General features: G+C 46.7%; 9 protein-coding genes. 7 read left to right on the top strand and 2 right to left on the bottom strand.

Annotation, left to right across the window (positions count from 1 at the left end):
* The first annotated feature begins 120 nt into the window (after positions 1–120).
* From ZX61_RS08475 to ZX61_RS08455, 5 genes are all read left to right on the top strand, one after another.
* Positions 121–756 carry a response regulator transcription factor gene (locus tag ZX61_RS08475; RefSeq protein WP_004742965.1) on the top strand — a complete coding sequence of 212 codons (636 nt, stop codon included), beginning with the start codon at positions 121–123 and terminating at the stop codon, positions 754–756.
* A gap of 105 nt (positions 757–861) precedes the next feature.
* The gene (locus ZX61_RS08470) at positions 862–1488 is read left to right on the top strand and encodes a MarC family protein (RefSeq protein ID WP_049844234.1); all 627 of its coding nucleotides are present in this window, start codon (positions 862–864) and stop codon (positions 1486–1488) included.
* Between the two features lie 216 nt (positions 1489–1704).
* A complete protein-coding gene (locus tag ZX61_RS08465) occupies positions 1705–1968 on the top strand; it encodes a DUF4212 domain-containing protein (protein WP_004742963.1) in 264 nt (87 codons plus the stop codon).
* A 12-nt stretch (positions 1969–1980) separates the two neighbouring features.
* A complete protein-coding gene (locus ZX61_RS08460) occupies positions 1981–3708 on the top strand; it encodes a sodium:solute symporter family protein (RefSeq protein ID WP_049844233.1) in 1728 nt (575 codons plus the stop codon).
* A gap of 164 nt (positions 3709–3872) precedes the next feature.
* A complete protein-coding gene (locus ZX61_RS08455) occupies positions 3873–4355 on the top strand; it encodes a hypothetical protein (RefSeq protein WP_049844232.1) in 483 nt (160 codons plus the stop codon).
* 294 nt (positions 4356–4649) lie between these two features.
* On the opposite strand, the gene ZX61_RS08450 is transcribed toward ZX61_RS08455, so the two are convergent.
* Positions 4650–8078, bottom strand: coding sequence for a hybrid sensor histidine kinase/response regulator (locus ZX61_RS08450; protein WP_049844231.1), 3429 nt, complete (start codon positions 8076–8078; stop codon positions 4650–4652).
* A 94-nt stretch (positions 8079–8172) separates the two neighbouring features.
* Positions 8173–9357, bottom strand: coding sequence for a 3-phenylpropionate MFS transporter (locus ZX61_RS08445; protein WP_049844308.1), 1185 nt, complete (start codon positions 9355–9357; stop codon positions 8173–8175).
* Positions 9358–9591: 234 nt separating this feature from the next.
* Here ZX61_RS08445 and ZX61_RS08440 point away from each other — a divergent pair, with 234 nt between their 5' ends.
* Together ZX61_RS08440 and ZX61_RS08435 are read left to right on the top strand one after the other, a co-directional pair.
* Complete coding sequence (locus tag ZX61_RS08440) at positions 9592–11418, top strand: DUF294 nucleotidyltransferase-like domain-containing protein (protein WP_049844230.1); 1827 nt, start codon at positions 9592–9594, stop codon at positions 11416–11418.
* Positions 11419–11428: 10 nt separating this feature from the next.
* Positions 11429–12061 (top strand): 3'-5' exonuclease, encoded by a 633-nt coding sequence (locus ZX61_RS08435; RefSeq protein WP_049844229.1) that lies wholly within the window; start codon positions 11429–11431, stop codon positions 12059–12061.
* The last annotated feature ends 68 nt before the right edge of the window (positions 12062–12129 follow it).

Raw genomic sequence — 12129 nt, 5'->3', positions numbered from 1 at the left:
CTATATGCAATATCTCTAATAAAACCCGATACAGTTCAGACTTTTAGCGGATAAACATTGTCCACAATCGCAAAGATGACAATAATTCTATTAACCAAACCGTCATAAGTAGTTAACGTCATGGATTCGACCTACACCATTATCATTGCGGATGATCACCCGCTATTTCGCAATGCTCTGTTCCAATCAGTGCACATGGCGGTGAGTGGCGCGAACCTGCTCGAAGCCGACTCACTCGATGCCCTTCTTACACTACTTGCCAAAGAAGACGAACCAGACCTTCTTCTGCTCGACTTAAAGATGCCTGGCGCAAACGGCATGTCGGGCTTAATTCAACTGCGTGCCGAATACCCAGATCTACCGATTGTGGTCGTTTCAGCCAGTGAAGAACCGAGTGTGGTCACTCAAGTTAAGAGCCATGGCGCATTTGGTTTCATTCCTAAATCAAGCGATATGCGAGAGCTTGTTAGTGCGCTTAATCAGGTGCTTAACGGTGAACCTTTCTTTCCTGAGGGCTCGATTACCAACAATGCAGCTTGTAATGATTTAGCTGAGAAAATTGCCACTTTAACTCCACAACAATATAAAGTCTTAGGAATGTTATCTGATGGTTTGCTAAATAAGCAGATTGCTTATGAGTTAAATGTTTCAGAAGCAACGATTAAGGCACATATGACGGCAATATTTCGCAAGTTAGGCGTAAAAAATCGCACTCAAGCAGTAATTTTACTTCAACAACTAGAATCAGAAACTTAACTCACCAGTTTCTGACACAAATATTCCTAGAAGTTTGCTACAATCGTGGCATCAGGCAACAATCTGATTTACCCCTCTGTTCAACAAACTCTGGGAGTACTTCTCTTGCTCAGCATCTTAATCACTCAATTCGTCGTCCTTTGGGCGGTCATCGACCCTATTGGTTCGGTGCCTGTTTATCTATCTCAAACTCAGCATCTCACCGCTAAACAACGCCGTTTAGTCGCATTAAAGGCCGTGGCTATTGCAACGGGCGTACTACTGTTTTTCCTCGTCGCAGGCCAGTTACTGCTAGAGGCAATGCAGATTCCTCTGCCAGCGTTTCAGGCCGCTGGGGGCTTAGTGCTACTACTGTTCGCCCTAACTATGATTTTTGGTGAATCAAAACCTGAAAAAGAAACCAAGCTTTCTGAAGAGGTTAACCACTCAGATCTGGCTGATTTGGCCGTCTACCCACTTGCGATGCCTTCTATCGCTTCACCGGGTGCAATGATGGCGATTGTAATGCTGACGGACAATCACAGGTACGCGATTGTCGATCAGGGGATTACAGCTGCTGTCATGGTGACGGTTTTACTCATCACTCTATTGTTGCTGCTAGGTGCGACACATATTCAAAAATGGATAGGTAATGTCGGCGCAGCCATTATCAGCCGAGTAATGGGGCTTATTCTTGCAGCCGTAGCCGTGAATAACCTTCTGATGGGGATCAAAGATTTCTACGTCGGATAACGAAAATCAATAAAACTAACAATAGAACGTTAGACTTTAGGCTAACTTAACACTGAATTAACATCACAAAAATCTATCGATTATCCTTAAGCGACTTATTTATAGGCGCTTTTTGTTTTCCCCACCGCGACTAAAGTTGAAAAGAGTTCTTGCCCCACCCTTGCTAATGTAGATATTGAAACATTTTATTAACAACAAACACGTAAGGAGACGGCAATGGCATTTGAAAGTCAGGATAAAGCCAAAGCCTACTGGGATAAGAACGTAAAACTGATGATTAGCCTTATGGTTATTTGGTTTGTCGTTTCTTTCGGCTGCGGCATTTTATTTGTAGATGAACTCAATCAATTTCAACTAGGCGGGTACAAGCTTGGTTTCTGGTTTGCTCAACAAGGCTCAATCTATGCCTTCCTGGGTATTATTTTCTACTACGCGTGGAAAATGCGCCAAATCGACCGTGAATTCGGCGTAGATGAGTAAGGAGTAACTCAGATGGATTTGAAAACTATCACTTACCTCGTTGTTGGTGCGACCTTTATCCTTTACATCGGTATCGCGATTTGGGCACGTGCTGGGTCAACTAAAGAGTTTTATGTTGCAGGCGGTGGTGTAAACCCAATCGCCAACGGTATGGCAACCGCAGCCGACTGGATGTCAGCCGCATCATTTATCTCTATGGCAGGTCTGATTGCCTTTATGGGTTACGGCGGCAGCGTATTCCTAATGGGTTGGACTGGCGGTTATGTACTTCTCGCACTATTACTTGCACCTTACCTACGTAAGTTCGGCAAGTTTACTGTACCAGAGTTCGTAGGTGAGCGTTTCTACTCAAACGCAGCGCGTATCGTAGCAGTTGTCTGTCTTATCATCGCATCGGTCACTTATGTAATCGGTCAGATGAAAGGCGTCGGTGTTGCGTTCGGTCGTTTCCTCGAAGTTGATTACTCAACTGGTCTTCTGATCGGTATGTGTATCGTATTCATGTACGCAGTAATGGGCGGCATGAAAGGGATCACGTATACGCAGATTGCTCAATATTGCGTACTCATTTTAGCTTACACTATTCCTGCAATCTTTATCTCTCTGCAACTGACTGGTCACCCTCTTCCTCAGATTGGTCTAGGTAGTACTATCCAAGGCACCGATGTCTATCTGCTTGATAGGCTCGATCAGGTGGTCACCGAACTCGGCTTTAGTGAATACACCACCCAAGTCCGTGGCGATACCCTCAACATGTTTGTTTACACTATGTCGCTGATGATCGGTACTGCGGGCCTACCTCATGTAATCATCCGTTTCTTCACTGTACCGAAAGTGCGTGATGCGCGTACTTCAGCAGGTTGGGCACTTGTCTTCATCGCTATCCTATACACAACTGCACCAGCAGTATCGGCGATGGCTCGTCTAAACCTAATGGATACCGTAAATCCAGCACCAGGTCAGCACCTTGCATATGATGAGCGTCCTGACTGGTTCAAAAACTGGGAGAAAACAGGCCTGTTAGGCTTTGATGATAAGAACGGCGATGGCTTGATTGAATACACGTCAAACCCAGCGACTAACGAACTGAAAGTTGACCGTGACATCATGGTACTGGCTAACCCTGAGATTGCTAAGCTACCAAACTGGGTAATTGCACTGGTTGCAGCCGGTGGTCTGGCAGCGGCGCTATCAACCGCAGCAGGTCTATTGCTCGCGATATCCTCCGCAATATCCCATGACTTAATCAAAGGCGTAATAAATCCAAATATTTCCGAGAAGAAAGAGCTGCTCGCCAGTCGGATTTCCATGGCGGTAGCAATAGCGGTGGCAGGTTACCTTGGCCTTAACCCGCCAGGTTTTGCGGCAGGTACGGTAGCACTGGCCTTTGGTCTCGCCGCCTCCTCTATCTTCCCTGCATTGATGATGGGTATCTTCAGTAAAGGCATCAACAAGGAAGGCGCAATCGCAGGTATGATTGCAGGTATCAGTATCACCCTATTCTACGTATTCCAGCACAAAGGCATCCTATTTGTTGCTGACTGGAAATACCTAGAGAGCTGGGGCAGCAACTGGTTCCTCGGCATAGAACCAAATGCATTTGGTGCAATTGGCGCGCTGTTTAACTTCGCCGTAGCGTTCGCAGTATCGAAAGTAACAGCTGAAACGCCACAAGAAGTCAAAGATTTGGTTGAACACGTACGTGTACCAGCAGGCGCTGGCGGTGCAGTAGACCATTAAAATTAAACCTAAACCACAAAAGCCCCGATTGGGGCTTTTTTATTAGCCTAACTTACTCTAATAATTAGGATCTCTGAGCTTTTTTGCAAAGACATCATGCCATTGATTAGATGTTCAGAGATTACGCAGAAAAATGAACAAGTAACTGATGGAACTAGTATTTTATGTTCAAAAATAAGCACTTTCTAATCGCATTACTGATCGCCCCAATACTTTCTCTGATTGCCTATTTCGGGACAGATATGGCACTAAGTGAGAAACCTCATGCCGCAAAGGAAGGCGAGACATACAAGCTAGCCGCTAAGTCAAACTGTCGTTACACCAGCGGGCTGTGTGACATGACCAATGGTGACTTTAAAGTGCAGTTCCGTTCTGAAAAACTAACGGCGAACGGCTTAGACTTATCATTAAAAGCCGCTTTTCCTCTAGAGGGTGTAAAGCTCTCGATTGTCGATAGCCAAGAGCAAAGCGCGCAACCTTTAGCGATGCAACCAATCGACAGTAGCGGTCAGCACTGGGCAATTTCTTTGGCTAAACCAGCATCGGCAGAAAGCTGGCTACGAGTGGCGATTCAATCTGAAGGCACGCTGTACTACGGTGAAACCCAAACTGCCTTTGTCAAATACGAGACATTGTTTACGGAATAGCGAGAAGCGAGAAGCGAGAAGCGAGAAGCGAGAAGCGAGAAGCGAGAAGCGAGAAGCGAGAAGCGAGAAGCGAGAAGCGAGAAGCGAGAAGCGAGAAGCGAGAAAATTTTTGGAGGGTTGGCACTAAGTGTCAACCCTTTTTCGTTGGATGCGGGATACGGCTCATTCTAAGCTCACATAAGCAGGCACTGTCAAAAGTTACCAATCCACCAACAACTTTCCCTCTCGAAGGACGAAGTCCGTTCTCTAGCGTAGCGTTCCATAAGGCGCAGCCCGTTCCCGATTCTGCTCCCTCTACACCCTATTCAATACCGCCCTTAGTTTTAACGGTTTGACTGGCTTAGGAATAAAGCTAAATCCATTCGATTTAATACCATCGAGCATATCGTCAGTACGATCGGCGCTAATAATGACGCCGATAAAGCTATCACCTAAACGCAGGCGACACTGCTGAAGCACTTCTAATCCGGTGCGTCCATTGTCGAGTCGATAGTCAGACAAAATCACATCCGGCACCCAAGTATCTTCAATAGCATGTAAACTATTAACCAAATCTACGGCGGTGCGTACATCGCATCCCCAACGCCCAAGCAGTGTTTCCATTCCGACTAAGATATCGCTTTCATTATCAACACAGAGAACTTTCAAATGACTTAAGTCTGATACCAAGCTTGCAGGTGCCGCTTTGACAGGAGCAAGGGCTTTTTCGCTGCGCGCGAGGGTAATCGAGAACACACTACCTTTCCCTGGCCATGAGCGCATTGTGATTTGGTGGCCAAGCACATATGCAATCCCTTTCGATATTGCCAGACCTAGTCCTAAGCCTTGATCAGAACGTACTTGAGTTCCACGATTAAACTCTTCGAATATCTCTTGCTGCTTATCTTCGTCAATGCCCATACCGTTGTCCCACACATCGATACGCGCCTTGCCTGCCACTCGCCTTACACCCAGAACCACTTTGCCTTTTGGGCTATAGCGGAAAGCATTGGTTAAAAAGTTCTGCACTACACGACGTAAGAGTTTTGGATCCGACTGAACCAGCAACTGGCTAGGTATCATACTGAACTCAATACCTTGCTGCTTGGCAAGCGCGCTAAATTCGGCGTTAAGGTTAGATAAAACGTCATTGATGGCAAAGCCATGGACGTTGATGTCGAGCTTGCCAGATTCTAGGCGAGAAATATCAAGTAAGTCACCAATCAGGTCTTCGGCGGCTCCTAAAGCGCTCTCGATATACTGTGAAAGCTGCTTAGTTTCTGGCTCGTTAGCCACTTCAGACAAAGAGGAGGCAAACAAGCGTGCAGCGTTGAGTGGCTGCATTAAGTCATGGCTTACTGCGGCTAAAAAACGCGATTTAGATTGGGACTCATGCTCTGACTTCTGAGTCGCAGAAACGAGCATTTTATTCAATTGTTCCAACTCTTGAGTACGCTCTTGCACACGTTCTTCAAGTGTTTCATTGGCGTCTTTTAATGCTTGTTCAGCATCACGGAACACGGTGATATCGGTAAAGCTCATAACAAACCCTCCACCCGGCATTGGGTTGCCCTGTACTTCTATCACTCGTCCATCAGGCCTAACTCGTGAAGAAGTATGACGCGTCCCTTGCTCTAAGTGGTAAACACGACGACGTACATGTTCTTCAGGCTCACCGGGACCACATAGACCCTGCTCGGCGTTATGACGAATAACATCAGCGATCGGCCTGCCAACCTGAATCAAACCGACCGGGAAGGTAAACAGTTCCAAATAGCGTTGATTCCAGGCGACCAAACGCAGCTGCTTATCCACCACAGCAATACCTTGGCCGATATGCTCAATCGCCCCTTGCAGTAATCCGCGGCTAAAGTCATACAACTCAGAGGCTTCATCCACAATGGTTGCCACCTCTTCAAGTTGCATGTTTCGGCCTTGCAGCGCAGAAGTAAGGACTAACTTAGCAGATGATGCACCAAAAACACCGGCCAGTACCCTCTCGGTATGACGAATCAAAGTCGAAGGTGCTTGCTGGTTAGGCAGTAAGGTTTCTCTCTGCTGTTGCCAGTACTGTTTGAATGCGCTTCGTACCCGTTGTCTGCCGACAAATCGAGAAGCCAGCATCTCTAGCTCACCCACAGTGACACGGCTTTGATACAAGCTGATATTTTCACTTTCGGGTAGCGGTGTCCCGACGAAAGAAGCAGACTGTAAGCGCTCACTTAGGCTGGCTCGTGTCAACAGCGATACCACCACATAGCAAAGGGTGTTCAGTGCCACACTCAGTACAATGCCCCAGTCAGAGGTTTTTACTTGCAGATTATGCAGCCATTCAGGTGGAGTGATCATCCACAATAAGAAGTTATCTTGCGCGCTTCCCGCCAGCATATCGGTTTGGCTCATTAAGGTAATCAACCACATGGTGAAACCTACTGCCAAGCCGACATAAACACCTTTTCGGTTACCCTGACGCCAATACATACCACCAATCAGAGCCGGTGCAAACTGGGTAATGGCGGCAAAAGAGAGGAAGCCAATCGCAGAAAGGGAATGAATATTACCCAGCGCTTGATAAAAGCCCCATGCACCGAGCAGTAGTAGCAAGATAAGTCCACGGCGGATTATTAATAGTAGCCCAGAGAAATGACGATGGTTGCGCTGCGACAGGCGCATCCGGCGTAACAGCAGTGGCATGACTAAATCATTGGAGACCATGATCGCTAGAGCAATGGTTGAAACAATCACCATCCCACTAGCTGCTGACGTCCCGCCAAGGAAAGCCAGCAACGCAATATCCTCAGCCCCAACAGCCATCGGCAGGCTGATAACGTAAGTGTCTGGGCTGGCATCCGTGAGCAATGATTGCCCTACCCAAGCTATCGGCAAAACAAAGATACCCATCAAAATCAGATAGAGTGGGAACAACCAACGCGCTGTATGCAGATCTTGGGCACGTTCGTTTTCTACTACCATGGTATGAAACTGGCGTGGTAAACAGACGATCGCCAGCATGGTAAGTATGGTATGGATGACCAAAGTAGGTAAATTAGGCGATTGGTAGGTTTGACGTGCGATCTGCGCAAGTTCAACATCAGTACGATTTAGAGCCAGAAACAGGATAAAAATACCAACGGCAAGGAATGCCACCAGCTTGATAATAGATTCAAACGCAATCGCCATCATCATGCCACGGTGGTGCTCGGTATTATCAATATGGCGGGTGCCAAACAGCATGGTGAAAATAGCCAGTGCCCCGACCACGAACCAAGAGACATCAATACTTGAACCTGCAAAACTTCGCGGTAGTTGTGGCGAAATTATCTCTAACCCCATGGTAATACCGCGCAGTTGGAGCGCAATGTAAGGGAGAATACCCGCCACAGCTATCAGTGTAACCACCACAGCTAAGCCTTGTGATTTACCATAACGCGCCGCAATAAAGTCGGCAATGGAAGTAATGTGCTCACGTTTGGCAGTGATGATTAAACGGGCGAGAACGCGCCAACCAAGGGTAAAAACGAGAATAGGGGCGATGTAGATTGGCAAGAAGGCCCAAGGATTATTACTCGCCTGTCCCACAGTGCCATAGAAAGTCCAAGAGGTGCAGTATACCGCAATAGATAGGCTGTAAATCCAAGGTCGCCATTTCGCCAACCAGCTATGCCTTTTATCCCCATACCAGGCAATGAGGAACAGTAGTCCGAGATACATCAGTGATACGGTGATCACTAGCCAACCCTGCATCAGATATCCTTATCGTGCGCTAAACAAAAAAACCTCTCCATATTGGAGAGGTTTCATTTAACTAGGGATAGGATTTCAACTCAATCTGCGAAGCTTAATTCTGTGCATTGGGCTCCGCTTTCGATACATCAGCCACTTGATGTTTCTGAGGTTCAACGTTGATAAACAGCGCCAAAACACCCATTACGGCCATCGCCCAGAACACATTCGCACCCCAGTTTTCGTAACCCCAACCACTCAGTGTTGTCATTAAAGCAATGAATGCTCCCAAAGGAATCGCATTGTACAGAGCTTGCAGCGCAACCATTTTTCTCTGCTCAGAGTGTTGGATGTATTGAATCGCAGCAATATGCGCCATAGCAAACGTCACACCATGAAGAAGTTGAATCAGAACCAGAGCCACTAACGCTGTTGTCGAAGCGGTCAAACCCCAACGTACCACCACACCAATCGCCGCTACGGTAAATAAGGCTCTTAGTGTCCACCCAGAGAATAGACGCTTACTTAGAGCGAAAATGGCCACTTCAGCTATGACACCTAGACTCCATAGATAACCAATAATATCTTCAGAGTAACCCGCCTCTTTCCAGTAAATAGAACTGAAACTGTAATACGCCGCATGGCTACCTTGAATCAGCGACACTAAAATAAGGAACTTAACCACTGGTAGCTCGCGTAGCAGCTCTGTCAGCTTAGGACGCTCGGCATTTTCTGCCGCAGTCGTCACTGGCATTGGGCTGATATTACGCATAGAAAACACTAATGCCGCCACGGTACCTGCCAGCGCAGTGTAAAGAATCATGTCAGTGCCGTATTGGGCGACTAAAAAGCCAACCACCGTAGAGCCCGCGATAAAGGCGATAGAGCCCCACAGGCGAGTACGACCATAATCCAGCATTTGCAAACGTGAATAGTAGTTCGCCATAGCATCAGACAAGGGAACAATAGGGCCACAGCACAGATTGAACAACACAGTCGCCAATGCCATTAACCAGAAACTACCACCAGTAAAAAAGTGGAAACCAACAAATAAGATGGCGGCAAAACTGAGCCAGCGCAGTGCAGGTATTAGCTGTTCCACTTTGTGAATACGCGGCGTGAGCACCATGTTCGCAACACACCGCGTCGCAAAACCAATGCCGACTAGCAATCCGATGTCGGTAGCTGATACTCCCTGCTCTTCAAACCACAGCGCCCAAAATGGCAAATAGACACCATAAGCGAAAAAGAAACCAACAAAATACTGGGAAATCCAGCCGAATGGAGATGGGGTGAGCATCATTACCTCTGAATACATAGTGGGTTGGAACAGGCCTGCCGTATTATCGTTTGCCTTGCTGAAAATAAAAAGGGAATAATCGTCACAACTGCGTTTCCCTATTCTCACTATTTTCATCATTAGTGAAAGATTAAGTTCAAGAGTTTCATTTATAGATTCGACCAAAGTCGTCTGGAACAATTATGTTAATCCTTCACACTTAGCATATAGAGTTGCCATGGAGTAGGGTTCGCAATGCCAGATAAATTTAACATGCACTCCCCACCATTTGACCGCCTGAATAGCCAACAGCAAAGTAAGCTACGTAGCTCCCTCGACGTGGCTTATTTTCGAGCGAAAGAGACCTTGCTAGAAGCAGGAACAGCAAGCCAGCATTTACACATTGTGATCAAAGGTGCGGTAGAAGAACGCTCGGAAGACGATAAAGAAATCTTTGCTCACTACGCCAATGATGATTTGTTTGATGTGCGTGCTCTATTTGAAGAGACGGTAAAGCATCGCTACATCGCATTGGAAGATACCCTTTGCTATCTATTGCCCAAGTCCGTTTTCATTGAGCTGTATAACGAAAATGGTCAGTTTGCCGCCTATTTCGACAACAACCTTGCCAAGCGCCAAGAGCTGATCGAAGCAGCCCAGCAGCAACAGAATCTAGCCGAATTTATCCTCACTAAAGTAGACAAAGATATTTATCACCCGCCGATGGTGTTATCCCCTGAACAACCACTTAACGAAGTCACACAAACGCTCAAGCAAAATGGCATTGACTCTGCGTTGGTACGTTTAAATGATTCCGATGTCCGCCTTGTTGATGATACTCACTCTATGCCCTACGGCATTATCACTCGCACCAATATGCTGCATGCCGTTATGCTTGAAGGTCATCCACTCGACACTCCAGTAGGCAAAATTGCCACTTTCCCAGTGGTGCATGTTGAGGACGGTGAGTTTCTTTTTAATGCGATGATAAAAATGACGCGCCACCGAATGAAACGAGTCATGGTCGCCGATGGTAAACAAGCGGTCGGTATGCTCGATATGACCCAGATCCTCAGTGCTTTCTCTACCCACTCGCACGTATTGACGTTGAGTATAGCCCGCTCGACCAGCATTGAAGAGCTGGCTCTCGCCTCAAACAGGCAACGAAACTTAGTCGAAAGTCTGCTTAATAACGGCATTCGAACACGATTTATTATGGAGCTTATCTCAGCGGTCAACGAGCAGATCATAGAGAAAGCCTTTGAACTGATTGTTCCTCCAGCCCTTCACGATCATTGTTGTTTGGTCGTTCTAGGCTCAGAAGGGCGTGGGGAACAAATACTGAAAACTGACCAAGACAACGCATTGATCATCAAAGATGGTCTTCATTGGCACCAATGTGAAACCGTGATGGGCCAACTAACCCACACACTACAACAACTTGGCTATCCACTTTGCCCTGGCAATGTCATGGTCAATAACCCGAAATGGGTTAAGACCCAGTCAGAATGGAAAAGCACTATCAGCCAATGGTCTAAGCCTACCAGTGCAGAAAACGTCATGGACCTAGCGATTTTCACCGATGCTCATGCAGTCGCAGGCAACAAAACATTACTCGAACCCATCACGCAACATCTTAAGCAAACCATGTTCAATAACATGTTGGCGCTACAAGATTTCTCTCGCCCAGCACTACAGTTTTCTCTACCGCTGACTCTGCTTGGCAATGTAAAGAAGGATAAGCAAGGTGTCGATGTCAAAAGCGGTGGTATTTTCCCTATTGTTCACGGTATTCGGACCCTAGCACTTGAATATGGTATTGAAGAAAAAAATACTTTCGAGCGCATAGAGGCATTACGGGTGAAACGAATACTCGAACCCGATACAGCCGATAATCTCACTGAAGCACTTAAGCTGTTGTTCAAGCTGCGCCTTAGTCAGCAACTGAGCAACCAACACAGCCACAATCGGATAGACCTTAAACAGATAGATCGCACCGAACGAGACTTGCTGCGCCATAGTTTACACGTAGTGAAAAAGTTTAAGCAGTTCTTGGGCTATCATTATCAGATAAGGGATTAGAGGCGGCGTTATGAACTGGTTGCAACGACGTTATTGGTTTCACAAGCTAAAAGGCTCTTCTTACCAGCCTCTGTTTGGCTCGGTTAACAAAGAGGAGTATGTGTCGCTCGATTGTGAAACCACCAGCTTAGACCCTAACCGAGCCGAGTTGGTGACGATTGCTGCCACTAAAATCATCGACAATCGCATTATTACCAGCAAGCCGTTCGAAGTGAGGCTCAGAGCCCCGCAATCCCTTGATTCTGGCTCTGTCAAAATCCACCGAATGCGCCATCAGGATCTAATTGATGGCATTGACGAGAAACAAGCCTTGATTCAGCTACTCGCCTTTATAGGCAATCGCCCATTAGTCGGCTATCACATTCGTTACGACAAAAAAATTCTCGATCTCGCCTGTCGCAAGCAACTTGGTTTTCCGCTACCAAATCCGCTCATTGAGGTGAGTCAGATCTATCACGATAAACTGGAAAAGCATCTACCGAATGCCTACTTTGATCTTAGTTTGGATGCGATTTGTAAGCACCTCGATTTGCCTATGCAAGATAAACACGACGCGCTGCAAGATGCCATTTCTGCCGCCTTAGTATTCGTTCGGCTAACAAAAGGTGATCTACCTAGCTTAAATCTGCCCTATACCCGTTAACCTAACTTACGACCAAGTTCTCAATTTGCGTTTTAATTCCTTCATTTCAAAGCAGATCTACCTTTCTC

It is taken from the genome of Vibrio sp. VPAP30, from assembly GCF_001188205.1.
Taxonomy (GTDB): domain Bacteria; phylum Pseudomonadota; class Gammaproteobacteria; order Enterobacterales; family Vibrionaceae; genus Vibrio; species Vibrio bivalvicida.
The sequence above is the reverse complement of the archived record's forward strand: the minus strand, read 5'-3'. Positions and strand labels throughout refer to the sequence as shown.